The organism is Opitutia bacterium (assembly GCA_016217545.1).
Classification (GTDB): domain Bacteria; phylum Verrucomicrobiota; class Verrucomicrobiia; order Opitutales; family Opitutaceae; genus Didemnitutus.
Window position 1 is genome coordinate 1,203,790 of sequence record JACRHT010000017.1, and the last position, 24,347, is coordinate 1,228,136.

General features: G+C 67.7%; 21 protein-coding genes. 10 read left to right on the top strand and 11 right to left on the bottom strand.

Going from position 1 to position 24,347, the window contains the following annotated elements; translation table 11 throughout:
• Positions 1 to 52: 52 nt before the first annotated feature.
• From HZA32_21070 to gltB, 3 genes are all read right to left on the bottom strand, one after another.
• Positions 53 to 1,279, bottom strand: coding sequence for a pyrophosphate--fructose-6-phosphate 1-phosphotransferase (locus HZA32_21070; GenBank protein MBI5426576.1), 1,227 nt, complete (start codon positions 1,277 to 1,279; stop codon positions 53 to 55).
• Between the two features lie 219 nt (positions 1,280 to 1,498).
• Positions 1,499 to 2,230, bottom strand: a complete 732-nt coding sequence (locus HZA32_21075) for a hypothetical protein (GenBank protein MBI5426577.1) — start codon at positions 2,228 to 2,230, stop codon at positions 1,499 to 1,501.
• 213 nt (positions 2,231 to 2,443) lie between these two features.
• Positions 2,444 to 7,051 carry a glutamate synthase large subunit gene (gltB, locus tag HZA32_21080; protein MBI5426578.1) on the bottom strand — a complete coding sequence of 1,536 codons (4,608 nt, stop codon included), beginning with the start codon at positions 7,049 to 7,051 and terminating at the stop codon, positions 2,444 to 2,446.
• A gap of 166 nt (positions 7,052 to 7,217) precedes the next feature.
• Between gltB and HZA32_21085 the strand changes: the two genes are divergently transcribed.
• Positions 7,218 to 7,601: a hypothetical protein gene (locus tag HZA32_21085; protein ID MBI5426579.1), complete on the top strand. Its 384-nt coding sequence runs from the start codon at positions 7,218 to 7,220 to the stop codon at positions 7,599 to 7,601.
• A gap of 36 nt (positions 7,602 to 7,637) precedes the next feature.
• Here the strand turns inward: HZA32_21085 and HZA32_21090 are convergent, their stop codons facing one another.
• From HZA32_21090 to HZA32_21120, 7 genes are all read right to left on the bottom strand, one after another.
• Positions 7,638 to 8,291: a hypothetical protein gene (locus HZA32_21090; GenBank protein MBI5426580.1), complete on the bottom strand. Its 654-nt coding sequence runs from the start codon at positions 8,289 to 8,291 to the stop codon at positions 7,638 to 7,640.
• Between the two features lie 8 nt (positions 8,292 to 8,299).
• Positions 8,300 to 9,382, bottom strand: coding sequence for a prephenate dehydratase (gene pheA / locus HZA32_21095; protein ID MBI5426581.1), 1,083 nt, complete (start codon positions 9,380 to 9,382; stop codon positions 8,300 to 8,302).
• Positions 9,379 to 10,431: a 3-deoxy-D-arabino-heptulosonate 7-phosphate synthase gene (locus HZA32_21100; GenBank protein ID MBI5426582.1), complete on the bottom strand. Its 1,053-nt coding sequence runs from the start codon at positions 10,429 to 10,431 to the stop codon at positions 9,379 to 9,381. Before HZA32_21100 ends, pheA begins: the two co-directional genes overlap by 4 nt.
• A gap of 265 nt (positions 10,432 to 10,696) precedes the next feature.
• Positions 10,697 to 11,107 (bottom strand): hypothetical protein, encoded by a 411-nt coding sequence (locus HZA32_21105; GenBank protein ID MBI5426583.1) that lies wholly within the window; start codon positions 11,105 to 11,107, stop codon positions 10,697 to 10,699.
• 6 nt (positions 11,108 to 11,113) lie between these two features.
• Complete coding sequence (gene glgA / locus HZA32_21110) at positions 11,114 to 12,586, bottom strand: glycogen synthase GlgA (GenBank protein ID MBI5426584.1); 1,473 nt, start codon at positions 12,584 to 12,586, stop codon at positions 11,114 to 11,116.
• A 127-nt stretch (positions 12,587 to 12,713) separates the two neighbouring features.
• Positions 12,714 to 13,847, bottom strand: a complete 1,134-nt coding sequence (locus HZA32_21115) for an FAD-binding oxidoreductase (protein MBI5426585.1) — start codon at positions 13,845 to 13,847, stop codon at positions 12,714 to 12,716.
• A 64-nt stretch (positions 13,848 to 13,911) separates the two neighbouring features.
• Entirely contained in the window at positions 13,912 to 14,226 is a 315-nt protein-coding gene (locus HZA32_21120) for a hypothetical protein (protein ID MBI5426586.1), read from the bottom strand.
• 128 nt (positions 14,227 to 14,354) lie between these two features.
• On the opposite strand from HZA32_21120, the gene kynU reads away from it, so the two are divergent.
• Positions 14,355 to 15,635 (top strand): kynureninase, encoded by a 1,281-nt coding sequence (gene kynU, locus HZA32_21125; GenBank protein ID MBI5426587.1) that lies wholly within the window; start codon positions 14,355 to 14,357, stop codon positions 15,633 to 15,635.
• The gene (locus tag HZA32_21130) at positions 15,632 to 16,252 is read left to right on the top strand and encodes a cyclase family protein (GenBank protein MBI5426588.1); all 621 of its coding nucleotides are present in this window, start codon (positions 15,632 to 15,634) and stop codon (positions 16,250 to 16,252) included. The genes kynU and HZA32_21130 overlap by 4 nt, the downstream gene beginning before the upstream one ends.
• 42 nt (positions 16,253 to 16,294) lie before the next feature.
• On the opposite strand, the gene HZA32_21135 is transcribed toward HZA32_21130, so the two are convergent.
• Entirely contained in the window at positions 16,295 to 17,095 is an 801-nt protein-coding gene (locus HZA32_21135; GenBank protein ID MBI5426589.1) for an RNA methyltransferase, read from the bottom strand.
• A gap of 95 nt (positions 17,096 to 17,190) precedes the next feature.
• Between HZA32_21135 and HZA32_21140 the strand changes: the two genes are divergently transcribed.
• From HZA32_21140 to HZA32_21170, 7 genes are all read left to right on the top strand, one after another.
• Entirely contained in the window at positions 17,191 to 17,748 is a 558-nt protein-coding gene (locus HZA32_21140) for a hypothetical protein (protein ID MBI5426590.1), read from the top strand.
• 16 nt (positions 17,749 to 17,764) lie between these two features.
• Positions 17,765 to 18,115: a hypothetical protein gene (locus HZA32_21145; GenBank protein MBI5426591.1), complete on the top strand. Its 351-nt coding sequence runs from the start codon at positions 17,765 to 17,767 to the stop codon at positions 18,113 to 18,115.
• Between the two features lie 28 nt (positions 18,116 to 18,143).
• Positions 18,144 to 18,788: a hypothetical protein gene (locus HZA32_21150; GenBank protein MBI5426592.1), complete on the top strand. Its 645-nt coding sequence runs from the start codon at positions 18,144 to 18,146 to the stop codon at positions 18,786 to 18,788.
• 12 nt (positions 18,789 to 18,800) lie between these two features.
• Positions 18,801 to 21,701 carry a hypothetical protein gene (locus tag HZA32_21155; GenBank protein ID MBI5426593.1) on the top strand — a complete coding sequence of 967 codons (2,901 nt, stop codon included), beginning with the start codon at positions 18,801 to 18,803 and terminating at the stop codon, positions 21,699 to 21,701.
• 63 nt (positions 21,702 to 21,764) lie between these two features.
• Positions 21,765 to 23,183 carry a hypothetical protein gene (locus HZA32_21160; GenBank protein ID MBI5426594.1) on the top strand — a complete coding sequence of 473 codons (1,419 nt, stop codon included), beginning with the start codon at positions 21,765 to 21,767 and terminating at the stop codon, positions 23,181 to 23,183.
• A 98-nt stretch (positions 23,184 to 23,281) separates the two neighbouring features.
• Positions 23,282 to 24,034: a hypothetical protein gene (locus HZA32_21165; protein ID MBI5426595.1), complete on the top strand. Its 753-nt coding sequence runs from the start codon at positions 23,282 to 23,284 to the stop codon at positions 24,032 to 24,034.
• Positions 24,031 to 24,309, top strand: a complete 279-nt coding sequence (locus tag HZA32_21170) for an immunity protein 31 (protein MBI5426596.1) — start codon at positions 24,031 to 24,033, stop codon at positions 24,307 to 24,309. Before HZA32_21165 ends, HZA32_21170 begins: the two co-directional genes overlap by 4 nt.
• Positions 24,310 to 24,347: the final 38 nt, after the last annotated feature.

A 24,347-nucleotide genomic window follows, 5' to 3' on the forward strand; every position in this document is an offset into this window, starting at 1 on the left:
CGCGGCAGGACGAGCGCGACGTTTTCTACGACGTCGCGCTCTTTCCGAAAATTCAGGCGATCTTGCGGCGACGGCCGGACTTCTGGCCGGTCGTCACGAGCAGTTCCTGAAACCAGCGCGTGCGCAGGTCGAAGTGTTTGCCGCCCTTGACGCGGTTGAACTCGATCGGACGGAGGTGGCCGTTAGCTTCCTCGTCCTCGCCGATGAGGCCGGACTCGCCGCGGAGCGCGCACTCGACGGCGTGCTCGACGCAGCGGGCGATGAGCACGAGGTCGGCGTCGTTGGCGGCGGCGGAGCGGGCGAAATAGCCGGACTTCTGCACGAGCACCTTCTCGGCGCCGATCATCGTGGCGAAGCGTTTGCCGAACCAGGAGCCGACGTTGATCTTGTCGAGTTTCACATGGCCGAAGGGGTCACGCTCGATCGACTCGCCGCGCGCGGTCATCTCGGCGATGACGGTCTCGACGCAGGCGCCTTCGGAGACGAAGAGGTTCACGTTGCCGAGGCGGTCCATGACGGCGCGGAGGCGGTCGGACTCGGCGTGGAGATCGAACTCCATCTCGGGCAGGTAAACGCCGTGGACGCTCCAACGCTCCTCGTGCAGGCCGAGGCCGGGGAGGAAGCGGCCGCCCTCGACAAAGCGGAGGTATTCGCGCGTGGTCGCGGCCGTGAGCCAGCCGGAGTGGCGGCCCATGATTTCGTGGACGATGAGCATGCGCGAGCTGGCGCCGTGCTCGCTGACGACATTCTGGAAGAAACGGGCGCCCTGCTCCGCCGCGGTGAGCGCGCCGAGGGATTGGCGGATGGGGACGATGTCGTTGTCGATCGTCTTGGGCAGGCCGACGACAGTGAGCTTGTAACCGTTTTTCTTCAGGTAGGCGGCGAGGTCCGCGGCGGCGGTGTTGGTGTCGTCGCCGCCGATGGTGTGGAGGATGTCGACCTTGTCCTTCTTGAGCTGCTTGGCGGCGACGGCGCGCGGGTCCTGGCCGGGTTTGACGAGACCGCGTTTGACGCAGTCGTCGACGTTGGTGAGGCGCACGCGGGAGTTGCCGATGGGGCTGCCGCCGTAGCGGCGGAGGATGCCGGCCTGCGCACGCATGTCGTCGGTGACGAGGATGGAGTCGCCCAAGAGGAGGCCCTTGTAGCCGGAGCGGTAGCAGATGATCTCAATCTCCGGCGCGGCGGCGGTGTATTGGAGGATGAGTTCACCGACGGCGGCGCTCAAACAGGGAGCGAGACCACCGGCAGTGAGGATGGCGACTTTGCGTGGCTTCTTCATGGGGAAAAGGTTTACCCAAAAGCATTCGGGCGCGGTGGCGCCAGAAAGATTTCGTGGAATTTTCGTGCGTGGCAGGGGAATAATTTCACGGCTCGCCGCCCGCCCGGCAATGCGGCGGCGACGCAACGTCGTCCGCAGAGTGTCATAGCGCCCAAATGCAAAACCGGCCGCACTTGCGCGCGGCCGGTTCCCATTCTGCTATGCGTTCCTGTTTCTGGATCAGAACACGACGGTGACGCCGAGCGTGACCCAAACATTCTTGGACGGCGAAGCGATGTCGCCGGTCGTATCGGTCCAGTGGACGCCGAGTTTGGCGGTCGCGTTGTCCTGGAGCTTGATGCTGACCGCGGCGTCGAGGCCGTAGTATTTGTAAGTGTAGCCGGCGGTGCCCGGGAGGTCGGCGTCGCCGTCGCCGATGTCGTTGTAGCCGTAATAGGCGCCGACATCGAACGAGCCCTTGCTCATCGGCACGCTGTAGCCGAGGTCGGCTTGCAGCGTGTTGGAGTCGAACTTGAAGTCGTGGAAGACGGTGAACTTGCCGCTGAGCGGGCCGACCGGCGCGGCGAAGGCGATGGAGCCCTCATAGGACTTCTTGGCTTCGCTCAGGCTCGGACGCGCGGACGGGTAGTAATAATAGGTGCCGCCGAGCGTGACGGAGGCGTTGTTCTCGAGGGAGAACGTGTAGCCGCCGAAGAAGTCGTATTCCTTGCCCTGCGCCCAGGCGGCCGCCTTGTCGCCGAGCGCCTGGCTGGACCAGATGCCGCCGGAGAAAGCGCCTTGCGTGTAGGTGACGGACGGCTGGAGGGCCGAGTCCTGGTTTTTCACGCCGCGGAAGAAGTAGCGCGTCGTGTAGGTCACGTCGGACGTGATCGAGTAGGAGGACTTGGCTTCCTCGGCGGAAAGGCCGGCAGCGGCAATGAGCGCGAGCGCGGCGAGCAGGGTTTTTCTCATGATGGTGTTTGCGGTGTGTTGGGTTTGCGTGGTCGACGGCGCATAGGGTGTGCGACGTCTCGCAGGGACCTAAGCATCGTTCCGGCCAACTTTGCTCTATGACAAAAACATGACACGGAGGCAAGCGGGCGGCCGACGCGGCCCAGTCACCCGCAAAACAAAACCCGCGGCGCGGGCCGCGGGTTGGGAAGCAAAACGGGGTGCCAGGCGCGCTCAGCCGAGCGCGGCTTCGTGCTCGGCGAAGACTTGCACGGGCTCGTAGCGGTAGAACTGCTTGGGCGCGTCGGGCGTCGGCGCGTTCGGCACGACTTTCCAGAATAGCTTCACGCTCTCGCGCCACTGCTCGAGGATGCGCTGCGCGTGCGGCGAACCGGTCGAGGCAGCGTGGTCGCTGATGAGCTTGCGGAGCGATTCGGCCTCGTCGTCGTTCGTCAGGCGTTCGAGCGTGACCATCTGGTTGTTGTAGCGCTTGGGCAGCGTATCGAGCTTGTCGTAGACGAAGGCGAGACCGCCGCTCATGCCGGCGCCGAAGTTCAGGCCGGTGCGGCCGAGCACGACAACCGTGCCGCGCGTCATGTATTCGCAGCCGTGGTCGCCCACGCCCTCGACGACGGCGATCGCGCCGGAATTGCGGACGGCGAAGCGCTCGCCCGCCCACCCCGCCGCGAAGAGCAAGCCGCCCGTCGCGCCGTAGAGGCAGGTGTTGCCGATGAGGACGTTGGTTTCCCAAGCGAAGATCTCGTCGCTGCGCGGACGGATGACGATTTCGCCGCCGCTCATGCCCTTGCCGACGTAGTCGTTGCCCTCGCCGGTGAGCGTGAGGCGCACGCCGGGGACGAGGAACGTGCCGAAGCTCTGGCCGGCGGTGCCGTTGAACTTCAAGTCGATCGTGCGCGGCGCGAGCGGGCTGGAGCTGCCGCGCAGGTAGGCGATCTGGCCCGAGAGGTGCGTGCCGAGGCAGCGCGATTCGTTGGTGACCTTGTAGGTGCCGCTGAAACGGCCCGCGCGGCCGGCGACGACGTGGCGCGCTTCCTGGATGATGAATTCGTCGAGCGAACCCTCGGAGCCGAAGCGCTCGTTGCGCTCGCGCGTGTGGAAGCGATCGAGCTGGCCGGTCGGGTCGACGTTGTGGAGCACGCCGGAGAGATTGATGAAACGCGTCTTCGGGTTCGCCGGGTCGTCGATCTGCTCGAGCAGCTCGGGGCGGCCGATGACGTCGTTGAGCGTGTGCGCGCCGAGGCGGGCGAGGTAGTGGCGGACTTCCTCGGCGACGGCGTTGAAGTAGGCGATGACGTTCTCGGGCTTGCCGCGAAACTTCGCGCGCAGGTCGTCGCGCTGCGTGGCGACGCCGACCGGGCACGTGTTGAGATGGCAGACGCGGAACATCGCGCAACCGGCCGCGATGAGCGCGGCGGTGCCGAAGTTGAACTCCTCAGCGCCGAGGATGGCGGCGATGACGATATCGCGGCCGGTCTTCATGCCGCCGTCGGTGCGCAGCGTCACGCGATTGCGAAGGCCGTTCATCATCAGAACCTGGTGCGCCTCGGCGAGGCCGAGGACCCAGTCGGAGCCGGCGTTCTTGATCGAGCCGAGCGGCGAGGCGCCCGTGCCACCTTCGTGGCCGGAGATAAGGACGACGTCCGCGTAAGCCTTGGCGACGCCGGCGGCGATCGTGCCGACGCCGGAGGACGAGACGAGCTTCACGCAGACCTTGGCGCGCGGATTCACTTCCTTGAGGTCGAGAATCAGCTGCGCGAGGTCCTCGATGGAATAGATGTCGTGGTGCGGCGGCGGCGAGATGAGCGTGACGCCGGGGACGGAGAAGCGGAGCTTCGCGATGAGCGGCGAGACCTTGTGGCCGGGCAACTGGCCGCCTTCGCCGGGCTTCGCGCCCTGCGCCATCTTGATTTCGATTTCGCGCGCGTTGGCGAGGTATTCGGCGGTGACGCCGAAGCGGCCGGACGCGACTTGCTTGATCGCGCTGTTGGCGCTGTCGCCGTTTTCGCGGAGGCCGAAGCGCTCGGGGTCCTCACCGCCCTCGCCCGAGTTCGACTTGCCGCCGATGCGGTTCATGGCGATGGCGAGCGTCTCGTGGGCTTCGGGCGAGAGCGCGCCGAGCGACATGCCGGCCGTGGTGAAACGGCGGCGGATGTCCTCGATGGATTCGACTTCCTCGAGCGGCAGGCCGCCGGCGGGGAAACGGATCTTGAGCAGGTCCTTGATCGTGACCGGCGGATGCTCGTCGGAAGTTTGCGAGAAGACCTTGTAGTCCTCGGGCGCGGCGCCCTTGAGGAATTTGTGCATGCCGGCGACGACCTTCGGATTCCAGCCGTGGAACTCGCCGTCACCCTTCTTGTTGACCTTGTAGTAGCCGTCGTTCGGCAACTCGGTCGCGGGCGCGGGCGTGGCTTCCGCCTCGGAGGCGGCGTTGTTCATGCGCGGGAAGGCGCGCTCGTGGCGGCGCAACACTTCGTCGGCGATCTGGCGATAGCCGATGCCGCCGATCGGCGAGGGCGTGCCGCCGAAGCACTCCTCGATGACTTTGCCGCCGATGCCGATGGCTTCGAAAATTTGCGCGCCGCGGTAGCTGGCGAGCGTGCTGATGCCCATGCGGGCGAGGACCTTCAAGAGGCCGGCCTCGAGCGCCTTCTTGTAGTTCTTCTCGGCGTCGGCCGGCTTCGCGGGCGTCGCGAGCTTCCCTTGCGTGGCGAGTTCGCGGACGGTCGCGAGCGCGAGGTAAGGATTGATGGCGTTGGCGCCGTAGCCGCTGAGGCAGGCGATGTGGTGGACGTCGCGCGCCTCGCCGGTCTCGGCAACGATGTCGCACTTCAGGCGCAGGCCGCCACGGATGAGGCGGTGCTGCACGGCGCCGACGGCGAGGAGCATCGGGATCGCGGCCTTGTCGGGCGCGAGGCCCTTATCGGACAGGATGATGATCTTCGCGCCTTGGTTTTCCACGGCGTTGAACGCGCGGTGCGCGAGGTCGTGCACCGCGTTGGCCAGCGCGTCGGGTCCGGCGTTGGCGTCGAAGAGGACGGAGAGACGGACAACAGCGTTGCGGAACAGCGGCACCGCGTAGAGCGCTTCGAGTTCGTGATCGAAGATCAGCGGTGAATCCAGCGTGAGCACGCCGGTCGGCGACAGGCCGGTGTCGAACAAGCTCAGGCGCGGGCCGAGGGCGGCGCCGAGCGACATGACGGACTTCTCGCGGATGGAATCGATGGGCGGATTCGTGACCTGCGCGAAGAGCTGCTTGAAGTAGCTGTAGAGGAGCTTCGGGCGGCGCGAGAGGACGGCGAGCGGCGTGTCGTCGCCCATCGAGCCGGTGGGCTCGACGCCGACGGCGAGCGAGCCGAGCACGAGTTCGAGCTCCTCGGTGTCGTAGCCGAACGCGAGTTGCTGCTGGAGCACCGAGGCCGTGTAGGCGGCGGGCGGCGTGATGACTTCGTTCTCCGGCGAGGTCGCGGCGAACTTCTGGAGATTGATCAGGTGGCGCGAGCACCAGTCGCGGAAGACGGGCTTCTCGGCGACTTCCTTCTTGATGTCCTCGTCCATCAGCAGGCGCTGGCGCTCGAGGTCGACCGCGATCATGCGGCCGGGCCCGAGACGACCGGACATGACGACCTGGCCGGGGAGGTTCGGCACGAGGCCGGTTTCCGAGGCGAGGAGGATGTGGCCGTCGTCGTAGAGCTTGAAGCGCGCGGGGCGCAGGCCGTTGCGGTCGAGCGTGGCGCCGACGATCTTGCCGTCGGAGAACACGAGCGCGGCGGGACCGTCCCACGGCTCCATGAAGAGCGAGTGGTATTGGAAGAAGCCGCGGGCGTCTTCGCTGAGGCGCGGGTTCTGTTCCCACGCGAGCGGCGCCATCATCATCATCGAGTGCAGCGCGGAGCGTCCGCCGAGCGCGAGCACTTGGAGGACGTTGTCGAACGACGCGGAGTCAGACATGCCCGGTTGCACGATCGGGTGCAGATCGGCGAAGCGCCCGCCCCACACGCCGCCGGCCATCGCCTTCTCGCGCGCCTGCATGCGCACGCGGTTGCCGCGGATGGTGTTGATCTCGCCGTTGTGCGCCATGAGGCGGAACGGCTGCGCGAGGTGCCACGTCGGGAACGTGTTGGTCGAGTAGCGCTGGTGGAAGATCGTGAATGCCGTCGTGTAGCGCGTGTCGCGCAGGTCGGGGAAGAAGCGGCGGACCTCGGGCGCGTTGAGCAGGCCCTTGTAGACGATCGTGCGCGACGAGCACGAGCAGACGTAGAAGCCGTCGAGGCGCGCCTCGTTGCAGCGGCGTTCGGCCATCTTCTGCGCGAGGTAAAGGTGGCGCTCAAAATCGTCGTCGCTCGAATCGTCGAGGCGCGCGATGATCGCCTGCAGCACCATCGGGCGCGTGTCGGCGGCCTTGCGACCGAGGATCGAGTAGTCGGTGGGCACATCGCGCCACGCGACGAAGCCGAGGCCCTCCTCCTTCACCGCTTCGATGAAAATCTTTTTGATCTGCGCCTGCGCGAGGTCGTTTTCGCGCGGGAGAAACAGCTGCGCGATGGCGAGATCCTTGTCCTTCGGCAGCACGCTGACCTTCTGCGCGACGAGGTGCGCGCGGATGAGTTCGTAGGGCAGCTGCGTCATGATGCCGGCGCCGTCGCCGGTGGAGGAGTCGGCGTCGATTGCGCCGCGGTGCGCGAGGGCTTTGAGTGCGGTCAACCCGTGCTTCAGAACGTCGTGAGTCCGGTGGCCGTCGGTGCGCGCAATGAAGCCGACACCGCAGGCGTCGTGTTCAAACGCCGGATCGTAGAGGGGCGAAGGGATACCGCAGGAATGCATGGCAACCCTTTTGGTAGCACCTCTAATGCCCCTGCAAACGCTACGTTGTGGCATATCCGGACTATTAGCCGCGGAAAATTTCGGCGGCGAGCGCGGAGGCGCACGGACATTCCCCCGAGGAGAACGCGGGTTGTGCATAAGCGAATCGCCGTGCAGCCTCGCCCGCGTGCCCGACGACACCGACCCGCCGCGGAAAAACTACGGCTTCAAACCGAAGGAATTCGAGCGCGTGAACGCGCCGCGGCCGGAGCCCGGTGAAAAGCCCGATGCGCCGGCGGCGAACGACGTGTTCGCGATCCAACGCGAGTTGCGCGAACGCGAGATCGCCGCGGGCGGCGACGAACTCGCCCCACCCGCTCGCCCGGTGCGCAGCCGCCGCAAGCGCGACTACTGGCTGCTCACGCTCGTCTTCAACGGCGTCCTCGTCCCGCTCACGATTTGGGGCTATCGCACGCAAAACGCCGTCCTCTTCGTCTACGGCATCGCCGCGCTCGCCCTCGTGAACGTCGCCCTCGCGTGGGTGCTGTGGGTGCTGATGGACAACTACTGAGCCCGCGGCCCTACCCTCGTCCGCGACAACACTCGATTACGGGGGGACCGGCAGTGCCGGTTCAGCCAGCAATCGCACCGCGGAAAAGTGCCCGGACGCTGGCGGCTTCAGCGGCTGCTCGACAATGAACTTCATCGGCCAGACCAACTGGCCCACCGGTTCGTAGAAACCTTCGCGAACAGTCACATCTCCGAAGTGATTCGAGCGAATGCGTCCGTCGCTCGGATCGAGTTCCACCTCGAACGCCTCCTGACCGGCCGGTTTAATCCGGATCCGCGTGAGATTGATCCACTCCGCCCGCGTCGCGGGATCGCGGAGCAGACGGAAGAAATGATACGCGGCATGCTCACGCAACCGATCGGCCACACCAGCGTCGCGCTCCGGGTTTCCCTTCGCGGCCCGGCGCCAACCTGTCGCGCCGTCCCACCAGGACTCCTCGTTCGTCAGCATATCGCGGGACCACACATGGCCGCTCTCGAGATCGAGGCGATACAGCACCTCGCCGACGCGTGTGCCACCGCTGAACCGGGTCAGGCGATAGGTCATCGTCCGCACTTCACGCAACGGCGCCCAGCCGCCGAAACTCGTCGCCAGCGCGTCGAGCGGGGCCGGCCGGGTGCCTGCCAGCGCAGAGGCCGCTGCGAGCAGCAGCGCCCCGGCGAAAACAATCCAAGCGCCGTAACGCGTCATTTCGGGTCTTAGACGGCTTTCGCCGCCGGGTAGCTGCCGAGCCATTTGACGAGCGGGCACTGCTTCCGCAGATCGCCGAGCGCGGCTTGCATCGCGGGCTCTTCGTAGTGGCCGGAGACGTCGAGGAAGAAGATGTAGTCCCACGGACGCAGGCGGCTCGGGCGCGACTCGATGCGCGTGAGGTTGAGCTTCCGCTTGTGGAACGGCGTCAACGCCCGCAGCAACGCGCCGGGCTCATGCCGGAGTGAAACGAGGAGACTCGTCTTGTCGTGGCCGTGGCCGACCACGCCCGACGGCTCGCGACCGAGGATGCCGAAGCGCGAGGTGTTGTTCTTCTGATCCTGGATGCGCTGCGCGACCGCGGGCACGCCGTAGCGTTCGCCGGCGAGGCGCGGACCGACGGCGGCGGCGCCCTTCTCCTTCGCGGCGCGCTGCACGCCGAGCGCGGTGCTGTCGACATCGACGAGCTGCGCGTGCGGCAGGTGCCGCTGGAGCCAGCGGCGACATTGGGCGAGCGCTTGGTCTTTCGAGTAGACGCGGGTGATCTTCTCCAACGGCTCGCGCGAGAGGAGCGTGTGTTCGATCTCGAGCTGGAGTTCCGCGACGATCTTCAGCGGCGTCTCGACGAACAGGTCGAGCGAATCGCGCACGGTGCCCTCGGTGGAATTCTCGATCGGCACGACGCCGTAGTCGGCCTCGCCCTTTTCCACCGCGGTGAACACGTCGGCGAGCGACGGCATCGGGCGGTAGTCGACGCTGCGGCCGAATTTCTTCAAAGCCGCGGCGTGGGTGTAGGTCGCCTCGGGTCCGAGGTAGGCGATGACGAGCGGCTTTTCCAACGCGAGCGCGGCGGACATGATCTCGCGGTAGATGGCTTGGAGCGCGGCGGGTTTGAGCACGCCGCCCTTGTTGGTGGCGGCGACGCGGCGGAGCACGTCGGCCTCGCGCTCGGCCACATAGATGCGACCGCGAGCGCCGCGTTTCACTTCGCCGATGCGTTGGGCGAGACGGAGGCGATCGTTGAGGAGCTTCACGACACGCTCGTCGATGGTGTCAATGCGCGTGCGGATGGCGGCGAGTTCTTTTTTCATGCGCGGGCGGCGGCGGGTTGGGGACGCAGCGAAGCGTGGAGAGCGCGGCAGCGTTTGACCAGCTCGGCAAGCGCCGAGGGTGTCACGGCCTGCTTCGGGTCGTCGCCGATGCCGTGCGACGGGCTGACGTGAGCCTCGATGCAGAGGCCGTCGCAGCCGTAGGCGACCGCGGCGAGCGCGGCGGCCGGGACGTAGGAGGCCTTGCCGACCGAGTGCGACGGGTCGACGACGACCGGCGCCCAAGTCTTTTCCTTGAGGAGCGGTGTGATCGATTCGTCGGGCTGATTGCGGTAACCCTCGAGCTGCGGCTGCGTGCCGCGCGGACAGAGAATGACGTTCGGATTGCCGAAAGCCGCGATGTATTCGGCAGCGGAAATGAACTCCGCGAGCGGGCCGCTGTGGATGCTGCGCTTGAGCATCACGGCGGTCTGGCGGCCGGCGATGGCGCGGCCGACCTGGCGGAGGAGCGAGTAGTTGAGGGCGTTGCGCGCGCCGATTTGGAGCACGTGCACGCCGGCATCGAGGGCGAGATTGATGTGCTCGAGTTCCATTACCTCGGTGACGACGGGTAGGCCGGTGCGGCGCGAGGCGTCCATGAGGATTTCAAGCGAGCGCGCGTCGCCCTGGAAGCTGTAGGGATTCGTGCGCGGCTTCCACACACCGCCGCGGAGCGCGTCGGCGCCGGCCTCCTTCACGGCCTGCGAAGTCTCGAGGTAGTAGTTGGGATTTTTCGGATCGATCGTGCACTGGCCGGCGATGATGAGCAGTTCCTCGCCCAGCGTAACGTTGCCGATTTTCAGGCGGTGATTCGCGAGATCGGAGCGCCGGTCCATGAGCTTGAACGGCGACTGGATGCGGTCGATGCGCTCGACGTAGTCGAGGCCCTCGAGGCGCGCGATCATGAGGTCATCGCGCTCGTCGCCGACGATGGCGTAGATGGAGCGCACGGCGCCGATGATCGGCTGAATCTTGCAGCCGAACTCGGCGACGATGGTCGTGACTTCGTTGAGCTGTTCGGGCGTGAGGCGATTGGCTTTGGGGAGGATCATGGGAGCGAGTGTGAGGGAGTCGGTGGTGGAAAAACAAAAGAGCCGCCCGGGATTGGGCGGCTCTGGTGCTTAAATCTGGTGAGTCAGTTTATGCTTCGGAGTCAGCCGCCCATGGTTCGCGGGGCAAAAAAGCCGGCGAACGCAAAAAAGCTATAGGCAAACGACTGAAGCATGTGCGCAGAGGAGTGGCGGCGGGCGCGCGAGGTGTCAACGACGGGGTTTTCGGCGCGATGTCATATATCGGCCGCACCGCACTCTTTGCGGTCTATCGGGTGCGCACTTGAAGACCGCTGATAGAAACGATTCCGACCTCCTTCTCCGATTCCCCCGCCAAAACTCGAACAACGTCTTCATCTTGTTTCACGCGCAGAGACTCGCCCCACCAGGGCCGCAATCGCACGGCTTCCACCCATTCTTCTCTATCCCTCACATAGAAGGAGAGCATGCAGCTCTCCACGCCGGAGGTGAAGGCTCGTTCCACCACAAGTAGTTCATGCTTTTGCCACGAGAATAGGCGGACGCTGTATCCGCCGAAGCTTTCTTTTTCGGCCCACTTCTCCAACTCAACACGACTAGCGAAGCGGCGCTCTTCGCCAATGCCTCGCCTCTCGGCCAAACCAAGACTGGCTGCGGAGATCACCATCAACAGAGCGATCGAAAGACGCAGCGCTTTCATCTCGCCTCACTCCTCCAGCGCCACGCCCGTCCGCGCCTCGATCGCCCAGCGGTAACACTCCACGTATTTCGGCGCACTCGCGGCCCACGAAAAATCCTGCGCCATCGCACGCAGCTGCATGGCGCGAAACTCCTCGCGCCGGTCGTAGTAAGTCGCGCACGCGCGGCCGATCGCCTGGTAGAGCGCGGCCGAGTTCGCTTCGCGGAAAAGGAAACCCGTGCCGCGATTCGAGCCTTCGTCGTAGTTCACCACCGTGTCCACGAGGCCGCCGGTCGCGCGCACGATCGGCAACGTGCCGTAGCGCATCGCATACATCTGGGTGAGACCGCACGGCTCCGAACGGCTCGGCATCACAAAGAGATCGCTGCCCGCCTGCACGAGACGCGCGAGCTTCGGGTCGAAGCCGATGAACGCCCCGATCTTGCCCGGATAGCGCGCCGCCGCCGCACGGAACATCGCTTCGGTCCGCTCGTCGCCGCTGCCCACGATGGCAAACTGCACGTGCATGCGCTCGACGATGTGCCCGATCGATTCGGCGAGCAGGTCGAGACCCTTCTGATGCGCGAGACGCGCGACGACGCCGTAGACGGCGACATGCGCGTCGGGATTGAGGCCGAGCCGTTCCTGCAACGCCGCCTTGCACGCCGCTTTGCCGGCGAGATCGGCGGCGGAGAAATTCGCGGGCAGCGCCTTGTCGGTCGCAGGATCCCACGCGGCGGCATCGATGCCGTTGAGGATGCCAATCACATCCGCCGAGCGGAAACGCAGCACGCTATCCAGTCCGAAGCCACCTTCGCGCGTCCGGATTTCCTGCGCGTAGGTCGGACTCACCGTCGTGATCTTCGACGAGTGATAGAGCCCGCCCTTCATCATGTTCACCTGGCCGTGGCTCTCGAGCGAGTCGGCACGATACTCGCTCATTGGCAGCCGAGAAAACTCCACGAGTCCGCGCGGCGCGAGGCCCTGATGCTCGAGGTTGTGCACCGTGAAAACCGTCGCGATTTTCCCGAGCGGTCCGTCGCGCAGCGTCGTGTTCAGCATCACGGGCAGCAGGCCCGTCGTCCAATCGTGCGCATGGATCACGTCCGGGATCCAGTCGAGCTGCTCGCACAGCGCGAGCACCGCGCGACAGAAGAACGCGAAGCGAAACGGATTGTCGCTCGACTCGCTGTAGACCTCCGGGCGGCCGAAATACCAATCGTGCTCGATGAAATAGGCCGGCACCGCGGTCCCCGGCAGCGTCGTTTCCCACGTGCGCGCCCAACGCGCCTCGGGACCGACATCGACGCCGAGCGGCTCCTCGCGCGTCGTCCATTCACCGACGCGTTTCGTCGTGGCGTAGAGCGGGCACATGACCCGCGCATCGTGGCCGAGCGCCGCGATGTCTTTCGGCAGCGCGCCGACCATGTCGGCGAGACCGCCCACTTTGACGAAAGGTTCAACCTCGGGGGTGACGAACAGGACTTTCAGCCGGCGCATAGGAACGCCACTCAGCCCCAACGCCCGGCCCGTGCCGAGTCAAAATTAGACGCCTTCCCCCTCGCCCAAACACGCGCGCCCGGCCAACACCTCCCCGGCAACCTCGCGTCCGCGCCCGTCGCACACGCTAGACCTTCGCGCGCGCACGCGCCTGCCGCAGCAATTCCGCCCACGGCGAACGCTCGCCGCATGCCCGCGCCGCCGCCGCGCGACCGCAAAGCGAACCCACGATGTTGCCCGTGCCGCTGTAGCCGCCCAGCGCCCAGACTTTCGGGCGCACCTCCTCGAGCAGCGGCAAACCATCGATCGTGTAACCCACCGACGCCGCCCAGCGGTGCGTCACGGGAGCATTCACGCCGAGATGCCCGCGCAGGAACCGCTCGATCTTTTCCTGAATGAAGTCCGTGGGATCCGCCGATTGCGTCCATTCCTCCTCCAGCGCGTGATCGCGAAACCCGCCGAGCGCGATCGAACCGTCCGCGAGCTGCTGCCAATACTCGTAGCCGTAACGCCAGTAGACCGCCCGCGGAAAACTCACCTCGCGCGTCGGCGCCGTGGCCAGCATCTGCAGCCGAGCCGTGCGCACGCGCGACGCCAGCTCCGGGAAAATCCGCTCCAGCCGCCCATCCACGGCGACGATCACCGTGTCCGCCACGACCGCGCCCACATCGGACACGACCTGCCCCGGCACGAGCTTCTTCAACGGCGAGCGCTCGAACAAACGCACGCCCTGCTCGCGCAACCGCCGCGCAACCGCCCGCACCCGCGCGAGCGGCTGAAACACGCCGTCCGTCGGCAACAACAACCCCTCGCCCTCCGGCCCGCGATACCACTCGACTCGAAACCCGTCGGCCTGCAACGCCGCCAGATGCGCGCGGCAATCCTCCCCTTCCGCCGGACTCGCCGCGATCCGCAGCGAGCCGTTCAATTTGAACACACCGGGCAACGCCGCCGCCTGCCGCTGGATTTCCTCCGCCGTCGCGCGATAAATGCCCGCCGCAACCTCGCGCCCGAACTGCGCGACGGTGTCGTGATAAAACTTCGCCAGTCCCGCCAGCACGAAGCCGCCGTTGCGCCCCGCCGCACCCGCGCCCGCGCCACGCGCGTCGATCCCGACCGCATCCACACCCCGCGCGCGCAACTCCTCCAGCGCCGCCAGCCCCGAGCCACCGAGGCCGACCACGCACACATCCGCCCGCACCACGCCCGCAAGCTGCGGCAGCGGTTCCCACGGCGCATCGTCCCAGATCGGCCTGTTCACGCGCCGCATGCTGCCGCCCTCGCCTCGGTTTTCAAGCCCCGCGCCAATCGAGCCAATGTTCCTATTAAGCAATTTTGTTCCGACGCTTCCGGTCCTGCCGCACCAACCAGAACAGCAGCAGCAACGTGCGCTCCGCATCCGGCATCGCGCTCCGACGGGTGAAAAACTGGGTGATGCGCCCGCGATGCAAGCCGAGCTCATAGGCGAGCAGCGCCTTCGCGCCCCGCCGCCGCAGGAGCGGTCGCACCATCTCGACCAGCGCGAGCCAGTGCGGCGTTTCCACGCCGGGCCGCAGCGTGGCGTTCCGCCGCGCCGGCCGCCGCGGCACGGCATGGCGTCGCAACTCGCGCGCGAGTTCGACGGCGGCGATTTCGATCAACGAAAGGAGCGGATCGAGGTGGCGAAGGCGGGCGGGACCAGAGTAGAGCATAGTTGCTTAATAGGAACATTGGCCGCGAAGGGAGCTTTCGCGTTTGCTCCGAAAGGATGGATTCCAAGGCTTGCGCGATGCCGTTTGCCGCCCTCCGGGACCACGCCGCTGCGTTGGATCGCGCCGATCCGCTCGCACGCTTGCGGGCAGAGTTTCACCTGCCGGCGGGACAAATCTACCTCGACGGCAATTCGCTCGGGCTGCTCTCGCGTCCTGCGGAAGCCGCCGCGCGCCGCGTGCTCGATGAGTGGCGCACGCTCGGCATCGGCGCCTGGACGGACGCCACGCCGCCGTGGGTTTCACTGTGCGAGACGATCGCGACGCAGCTCGCCCCGCTCGTCGGCGCGGCACCGGACGAGCTCTGCGTGACGAGTTCAACCACCGGCAATCTCCATCAGTTGCTCGCGACGCTTTTCGACCCCGCCGCCACGCGTCGCGTCATCCTCGGTGACGAACTGAATTTCCCTTCCGATGCGCACGCGATCGCCAGTCACCTCCGCCTGCGCGGCCTCGATCCCGCGACGCACTACCGCGAGGTGCGCAGCCGCGACGGGCGCACGCTGAACGAGGACGACATCATCGCCGCGTTCGCCCCGGACGTGCAGATCGCGGTGCTGCCCTCGGTGCTGTTCACGAGCGGCCAACGGCTCGATCTCGCGCGCCTCACCCGCGAAGCACACGCGCGCGGCATCGTGATCGGGTTCGACTGCTCGCACTCGATCGGCGCCGTGCCGCACGTGTTCGATGCCGACGGCGTCGATTTCGCGTTCTGGTGTTCCTACAAGTATCTCAACGCCGGCCCCGGCGCGGTCGGCGGCCTTTACCTCCATCGCCGCCACCACACGCGCGCGCCCGGCCTCGCCGGCTGGTGGGGCGTGGCGCTCGGCCGGCGCTTCGCCATGTCGCACACGCACGAGGCCGCCCTCGGCGCCGCGGCGCTGCACGTGGGCACGCCGCCCATCCTGAGCGTGGCGCCGTTGCAGGGAGCGCTCGGACTCTTCGCTGCCGCCGGCGGCATCGCTCCCCTGCGGGCAAAATCCCTCGCGCTCACCTCGTGGCTCATCGAACTCGCCGATGCGCACCTCGCGCCGCTCGGCTTCACCGTCGTGACACCCCGCGATCCCGCGCACCGCGGCGGCCACGTGTCGCTCGCCCATCCGGAGGCCTGGCGCATTTGCCAGGCGTTGAAGGCGGCCGGCGTGGTGCCGGATTTCCGTCCGCCCGACGTCGTCCGGCTCGCACCGACCGCGCTCTATAATTCCTACAGCGACTGCGTTGCCACCATCGAACGGCTCCACCACATCGCCGTCACCCGCAGCTACGAAACCTTTCCCGCGCACCGCGGCAGCGTCACATGAAACTGATCGATATCTCCCGCCCGATCCACAACGGCATGGTCGTCTGGCCCGGCGACACCGCGACCGAGTTCTCCTTCGCCGCCACCAAGGCCGGCGGCTACTCGGCCAACGTCGGCCGCCTCGTCACGAGCATGCACGCCGGCACGCACGTCGACGCACCGTATCACTTCGCCGATGCCGGCGCGAAGATCGACGAAGTCGCGCTCGACGCCTACGTCGGACCGGCGCGCGTGATCGACGCCCGCGGGCGCGACGTGCTCACGCCGGAACTCTTCGCGCCGTTCGACTGGACCGCGACGCCCCGCGCGCTCATTCGCACCGATTGCTGGCAAAACCCCGCCGAGTTTCCGCCCGGCTGGCCGCGCTACGCGCCGGAGTTGCCGGCCTGGCTCGGCGCGCATGGCGTGCGGCTCATCGGCATGGATTTCCCGTCCGTCGATCAGCCCACGAGCAAGGACCTGCTCACGCACCACGCGCTCGAAGCGGCCCGCGTGCTCATCCTCGAAAACCTCGACCTGCGCGAAGCGGAGCCTGGCGTCTACGAACTCATCGCGCTGCCGCTGAAAGTGCGCGGCGGCGACGGCTCGCCCGTGCGCGCAGTGCTGCGGCGCGATTGACGCGCCCGCCACCACCCGAGCGTCCGCCGGGCGGCGTCCCGCTCACCGTGCGCCGAAAAATTCCCAGCAGAGCACGGCCGCTGCCGCGGACACGTTGAGCGACTCGACCGTTTCGGCGCCGGGGATTTTCACGAGTCGATCGCACGCCGCCGCGACGCCCGGCGCGATGCCTTTTTCCTCGTTGCCGAGCACGATGGCCGGCGGACGCGGCAAGCCGCGGTCGCGCACTTCGCGCGGCGACAGTTGCGTGCCGCGCAAGCTCGTGCCGATGAGGTAGTGGCTGCGCTTCAACGTCGCGCAAAAATCCGCCAGCGACGGCACGCGATAGAACTCCACGAACTCCATGCCGCCCTCGGCCACGCGATACGCCGCCTCGCTCGGGACCGCCTGGCCGGGTGCATCGGGAATCACGATCGCGCGCACGCCGAAATACGCCGCGCTGCGCACGATCGCGCCGAGATTGTTGGCGTTGCTCACGCGATCGAGGAGCAAGAGCGGCGTCTTCGCCTTCGCCCACGCGGTGAGCACATCGGGCGTCACGCGCCGCAACGGCCGCGCCGCGATCACCGCGACGATGCCGCCATGATGCACGGTGCCGGCGACCTTCTCGAGTTCCTCGGGCGGCACCTGGCGGTAGACGCGCTTGTTCTGCGCGAGGTAGGAGCACATCTCGCCCGCGCGCTTGCCCGTCTGGGCATCGAAGAACAACCGCAACACGTCGGCCGGGTGTTGCGCGAACAGCGCGGACACGGCCTGCCAGCCGCAGACGTTGAGTTCGGTGGGTTTCGCAGGAGCGGAATGTGGCGCGCGCACGACGCAGCGCACCGCGCCGCCGCCCGCCATGCAAGCCCGGAGACCGGCGCCCGAGCGGCTACGCAGGACCGCGTATACCCAAACCGGCCGCGCTGCCCTAGGATTCGCGCGGATCCCGATCCCACATGCACAACACCCTCTCCGATTGGATGAGCTGGGAAAGCGGCGTCGACCTCGTCGCCTGCACCGCCCCCACGCTCGCGCAACCCAACGTCATCGTTCACGTCGCCCGCCTCGTCCACACGCCCCGGGGCAGCGCCGCTGCGGGCATGGTTTTTTTCCAACCCGACCCGACCACCGCGCCCACCGTGATGGGCTTCGTCTCCACCGACGTGCAAGTCGGCGCCTATTTCGGCCCGAAAATTTTCGCCGGCACGCCATTCGAAGCCGCGCCGGTGCTCGCCGCCGAGATCGCGATCGACGTCACCGCCGACTCCGTCGGCGCCTTGGTGCGCGTCGGCGGCCACGAACTCCGCACGCGCCTCGCGCAACTTTCCGCGCCCACGCTCGTGCACCGCGCCCCCGCGCCGATGACGCCGTTCTGGCAACAAGGCGTCGAACGCGCCGCCGCGTCCGCGCAACTCTGGGTCGACGGCCGTGAGGTGCCGCTGTTCATCCCGCCCGGCGGCATCACCGGCGGTCCGGCCGCCGTCTCCGCGCCGTGCGGCCTCTACGCGCGCTGACCGCGCCGTTCCCTCCATGAGCGAACCCCTCTGGCAACCGCGCAGCGATCGCGCTGCGCGGCTTCTCGGCTTAGGCTTCTTCGTCGGCGGCGCCGGCCTGCTGTGGATGCAGGCGAGATCCATCGCCTCCGCCGTCGCCGAGGAGCGCGCCGTCACGTATTTCCACGCCGCCATCGCGCTCGGCATCCTCGGCCTCGCGCTCGGCACATTCTGGATGCTGCGCGGGCTCGCCGGCTACACCGCCGTCCGCGCCCTGCAGCAAAATCGCCGCGCGCTGCGCTGGGCCGGCGTCGCGGCCGCCGTCGTTCTCGGCGCCGTTTTTCTCGCGCTCCACTCCTGGCTCCAAGCCCACGGCTACACCGACTGATCCACACACCCCTTTCCTTCCCTCGCCCATGAAACTCCGCCTCCTCGCCCTCTTCGCCATCCTCCTTGCCGCCGCCGCTCGCCTCGTCGCTGAAGACACTCCCGCCACTCCGGCCGCCACCCCATCGCCGGCCGCCGCGTTCAAGCTCTTCGGTCCGCAATCGCGTCTCGTCTACAAACTCAGCACCGGCGGCACGCTGCTCGTCGCCTTCGATCCGTCGTCCACTCCGGACGGCCCGATCAAGTTCCGCTACGTCTTTTCCGATCTCGGCCCCGTCGGTCTCATCACGATGTCGAAGGACGCCGTCGCCTCCGCCACCGCGCTGCACAACTACTTCGAAGCGGGCGAGCACACGCTCACCGACAAGACTTCCGTCTGGGTTTCGCAAAAAGTCTTCGCCGACGCCAAAGCCGGCCAACCCGTCGAGCTCGACCTCGGCCAAGACGGCAAAATCACCTTCAAGCTCGACCCCGAAGGCGCCGGCGTGATGCCGCTCTCCATCGACTACGGCTGCATCCCCGACAGTAACGACACCATCGGCGGCATCAACACGATCCTGCTCAAGTCGGCCGACGGCGAGAAATTCATCCGCCTCTTCGACAACGAAAAGATGCCGCTGATCGTCGACATGGACACCGGCAGCTTCCGCGTCCGCCTCTCGCTGCACCTCTGATTCGAGCGTCCGATGCATCGTCTCCTGGCCGCGACCATCGCTTCTTCATTCTGGCTCGCCGTGGTCGCCCACGCCGACGAGCCGCCGGCGGAGCTGCACTTCAGCGGCGAACCCATCGGCTCCGAGTATCCGCTCGCCCACGGCATCGCCGCCGACGCCGCCGATCTCCTCGCTGCCGACAAATCGCTGCGCCCGCCCGACGCCGAAGCCTCCGCGCTGCAAAAGGGCCAACTCGTCCGCGCCTACGCCGAGGCGGCCCGCACCGAGGACTCGACCGACGCCAATCTCCGCGCGCAATCGCAGGCTCGTCGCGCGCTCATCCTCGCGCGCCTCAGCGCGGTGAACTTCGCCGCCGAACTCGCCAACGAAGCGCTCGCCAACGCCACCGTGCGCGGCGAAGTCGCCCTCGCCCGCGCCTGGATGCTCTGGCACACCGGCGATCTCGCCGGCGCCGACCGCGAGGCCGCCCGCGCCACCGGCGCGCCCGCGTGGGCGCTCGCCGAGTGGAAAGCGCACCGCGCGAAATTCGCGCCCGCCCTCGCGAAGTTCCAAGCCGCGAAGGAACCCGACGATCCCTACTCCACCGACTTCCTCGCTTACGCCGAACTCGCCGCCACCGCCCGCGCCTACCCTCTCGCCGACGGCCTGTATTTCCGCGCGGTCAACAACCTCCAGCAGCAGTTCAGCGCCGAGAAAAATTTCCCGCCCGCCAATCTCCAGCGCGCGCGCCGCGGTTTCCGCGACCTCGTCCGCGCCCTCCTCGGCGACGCCGCGCGCGAGCCCGGCGCCGCGCGCCTCGCCGCCCTCCTCGTCGCCACCGCGCGCGAAGTCTGTGCCACGCCCGCCGCGCGCGCCGATTGGGAAAACTATTTCTCGCTCCTCGCCGACGTCCGCGCGCACCAGCCGACCTTCGACTTCGCCCACTACGATCTCCACGGCGACCTCGCGCGCGCCGAGAAGGAAGCCGGCCTCGATCTCGCCTGGCGCGAGAAACTCCAGCCGCTCCTCGCCGACCCGCGCCTGCGTTTCGCCTCGCGCGTCCATCAAGCTCTCGCGCGCCTAGAAGCCCACGCTGGCGCCGCGCTGCTGAACGAGCCGCTCGACGCGACCTTCTCCCCTGCGCAACTCGCCACGCTCCAAGCCTACGCCGATCTCGTCGCCGCCGAGGACGCCGTCCTCGCCCAGCTCCACCGAGCGCTTCCCGCCGGCCGCGACGCCGTGCCTCGCGACCGCGACTACGTTGTCGCCGTCGCCAAGCTCCGCTTCCGCCGCGCGCTCCTCGCGAACGACTTCGCCGCCGCCCGCGAGCAGCTGGCGAAGCTTGAGCAGTTCCCCGACACCGCCCCCGCGATCTCGCTCGACGCCTACCGCGCGCGCATCGTCGCGCTCGAACGCGGACCGTTTCTCACCGCCTACGCGCAGATCCTCCGCTACCCGCCGACCGACGTCCCCGAGAAACACCTCGAAGCCGCCCTCGCCGCCAGCGATGACATCGACGATCAGCTCACCGAGCGCCACGGCGAAGCCTACCTCTTCGATCCTGATCTCCCCGCCGACAGCATCGCGCTCGTGCAGCGCCTCTGCCACCTCCGCATCGTGACCGCGTTGAGCACCGGCCACGTGCTCTCTGCCGAGCGCGCCCTTGCGGACCTCCAACTCTGGTGCGACCCCAAGAAACACCCCGCCTTCGCGCCGTTGCCCGATCTCATCGCCGCCGTCACCGACGCGCCCGCGCAGGAAGAAAAACTCACCGCCGACGAGCAGCGCATCTGGACCTCCCTCAAATCCGGCCGCGCCGATCCCTCGTTTCCCGTTCTGCTCCGCGCCGCCATCGCGACCGACGATCTCCGCTGGTCGCCGCATTTGCTCCTGCCGCTCGCGCACTGGCGCCTCGGCCAGAACGACCTCGCCCTCGCCGCCATCGCGCGCACGAAGGAGCTCGTCCGCCACAATCGCGCCACGCTCACCACCCTCGACGCGCTCGTCGCCAACAACGACCCTGCGACCTTCGTCCGCCGCCACCTCACCGAGCTGAAAAACACTCCCGCGCCCGAGCGCCGCGCCAAAGCCGCCGCCGTGCGCAAGGACCTCGACTCGCTCCTCCGCAATCTCGCGACCTACCACTGCGGCGGCCAGCGCCTCGAATTGAAGAAGCTCCCGCCCGACGCCGTGCGCGCCTACGCCTTCATCGTCGCCGGCTACATCCAGTGCCGCCTCGTCGAGATCCGCCTGCGCGACGCCGTGGATCTGCTCGGCACGCTCGAAACGCTGAAAGTCCCCGAGGCCATCGCCCTCGCGCAACCGGCCGTCGAAGGCTTCGCCTTCACCCACGATCTGCCCGACGAGCCCACGCGCGCCGCCTGGCGCCGCCTGCTCGAACCCGGCTCGATTTCCACCGCCGAACTCAGAACCGCCCTCGAGCAATTCAAGCCCGCCTTCGAAGCCGGCTCGGTCACCGCCGGCATGGGCGCCGTCCTCGCCCCCTACCGCGGCCGCAATTACCAGCAGGCCCGCTCCAACCTCGCCATGTTGCAGCGCCTCTACGGCCGCGTCCGCGCCGTGTCCGCGCAACTCGGCCAGCTCAGCCGCCTGCTTAATGCGACCGACGAGCCGCCCGCCCTCGATTTCAACGAAAGCATCGACTCCCTCCTCGAGCGCCGCCGCAACCTCCACCAGATCTCCGTCAACTACAAGGACGCCAACTTCGACGCCCTCGCCGAGGCCTACAACAGCGGCTACTCCAGCCCGCAACTCCGCCACCTCGAAGCGCTCTGCCGCGACGTCGATGCCGTCACCGCGCAGATCGAAGCCGCCGAAGCCCGCCAACGCGCCGAGCGCAACCAAGTCCGCCAGCACCAGGACGCCGTCAGCCAAGACGTCTATGCCGCGCTCCGCCGCCTCATGGCGCTCTGAGTCCTTGAAGGGACGACCTCCGTGTCGTCCGCCCACACCGCCCCCCTCCCGCACTTCCCCTTCATGCGCCTCCTCGTCCTCACGCTCCTCGTCTCGTTCGCTCTCGCCGCCCGCGCCGCGCTTCCGCTACCCGATACACCGACGGTCACCGACCTCGACGAATTTCAACTCAGCTGCCAGAGCCAGCAGGCCACCATCGGTCTGATGGAGAGCACCGGCCAAAAGGAAAAAGCCGCCGAGCTCCGCGCCCGCCTCTGGGAAAGTTACGACGCCGAACTCTTCGCGCGCCGCTGCCAGCTCGCCGACCTCAGCCTCGCCGCGCTCAATCCCTTCATCGCCCCCGAAGACCGCAAAGCCGCCGCCGATTCCCTCGGTGCCACCGTCGCGCAGATCGCGCGACTCTCCACGTTCCACTCGCCCGACGCCGGCGAACGCGCCCGCCACCTCGAGCTCGCCGGCCAGCGCCCCACCGACGCCCAACGCGAACGCGCCGACACGCACGCCACGCTCAAAAAAATCCGCGAGCAACTCGCCCGCGAAACCCTCGCCCACCCCGAAGTCGCGAATCTCCTCCGCGATCTCGTCGCCCAACTCACCCGCACCGCCGCCGCCAAACAGCCCCTCGGTGAGATCCTCACCCAAGTCCGCGCGCTCCCGTCCTCCGGCGACGCCTACCAGAATCTCACGCAAAAATTCGCCGAGCTCGACGTGATCGAAGCGCTCTTCCACCGCACCGGCGAATCGCTCGCCCTCGAAGCCACGCTCACCGCTCTCATCGCCGCCGATCCCGCCAACGCCACGTTCTGGCTCGCCCGCGCGCGCGCCCGCGCCCAGCTCGGCTGGCGCGCCGGCGCCACGCTCGACCTCACCGTCGCCGTCAACATCCAGCGCGACGTGCCCGGCGCCGACGCGCTCACCAAACGCCTCAAGGAAACACCCGTCTCCGTCGCCGCCGTTTGCCAGGAGTGGGTCGACTCCGACACCGCCACCGAAGTCATGCGCCAGCACCGCATGGCGCAGATGGGCGACTTGCCCATCACCGAGCTCGCCCCCGCCCTCGAACGCACCGCCCGCGCCGCCGTCCGCAACCGCGCCCGCCGTCTCTACGCCACGAGCTTCATGAACAAACCCGAGCTGCGCGCCCGCGCCCTCCCGCTGATCGCCGAGGGCAACCCCGTGCCGCCGCTCCTCTTCCCGTTCGTCGGCCCCGAGCTCGGTCAGCAATACGAAGCCGAACTCGCCGCCGCCGGCAACGACCGCGCCAAACACTTCGCCGTCCATCAGCGCTACGCCGGCATTTTAGGCGTCACCGAAGGTTTCTGGCACAAACAGATCTCGCTCCTCCTCGTCCTCCGCGAAAACACCGCCGCGCTCGCCGCCACCGACATTGCCGGCGCGATGTTCGCCGAAGCCGAGTGGGTCAAGGAAGCCCGCGCCAAAGCCGACCCCGTCAAGCCGCTCCCCGAGGCCGAGAAAAAATAACCCGCCTCAGTCCCCCGTCCTCCGTTTTCAGTCCTCCGTCCTCCGCTGTCCTGCCTTCCGCGTTCCGCCTTCGATCTTCCGCACTCTCCACCGCCGCGATGCTCCGCACTCCGTTTCAAATCGTCCTCGGCACGCACGACGCCACGCCCGTGCCCGCCGCGGCGCGCGCCCACGGCTTCACGCATCGTTTCGCCGTCGTGCAATCCACGCACGCGCCGGCCGTGACCGACATGGTCGTCGACTCCCGCGTCGTGCTCGCCCTCGTCCGCGCGGTCGACACGCATTTCGCGACGTCTGCCTCGCTCTTCTGGGACCGCCCCGGCCGTCGCCGCCAGCGCGTCGACCTCACCGCTCTCGAAGCCCACTACCGCGACACCGCACCCGAACTCCACGATCCGATCACCGCCGCCGAATGGCGCAGCGGAAATCGCCTCGTCGCCCTCCTGCACACGGAGACTTGGTGCAACGTCGGCGGCCCGATGCCGTATCACGACTCTCTCACTTACTCGCTCTATAGCGCCACGGACCTCGGTGCTCCGCTCCTCGCCGCCCTCCGCTCCGCCAGCCACGAGCCCACCGCGGTGATCCGCACCGTTTCGTCCGACTTGCCGCCCGCGCGCACCCGCGCGCAACAACTCGCCGACACCGGCTTCATCGCCGCCCTCGCGTGCGTCGCGCTCACCGGTTTGCTCGCCGCGGGCGCCGCCGGGCTCGAAGTCTCTCCGCGCATCGATCCTTGGCGCGATTTCGCCGCCGAGTGGCTCGCCGGCCCGCTCGCCCTCGCGCTCGTCTACGTCGCCAGCTACCTGATCGCGCGGCGCGGACGTCACCCGTTCACGCGCGCCCGATGAACCCTTTTGCCTTCTACCAAGAGGTGCGTCTCGCCCGCCCGCAGCCGCACAACGCCCACCTCGCCGGCCGCACCGGCGTCATCCTCGGCATCGGCCGCGAACCCGGACAACCCGTCTGCTACGGCCTCACGATCGAAGGCGAAGACCAGATCGTCACCTGCGAGGAATCCGAACTCGAAGCCACCGGCCGCCAGTTCCGCCGCGAGGATTTCTACGACGACCGCCGGAAGTTCCGCGTCCGCGTCGACCGCGACGGCCGCGGACACCTCGCCTGATTGATCGCGCGCCGATTCTCGGCGGCGGGCGTTTCCAC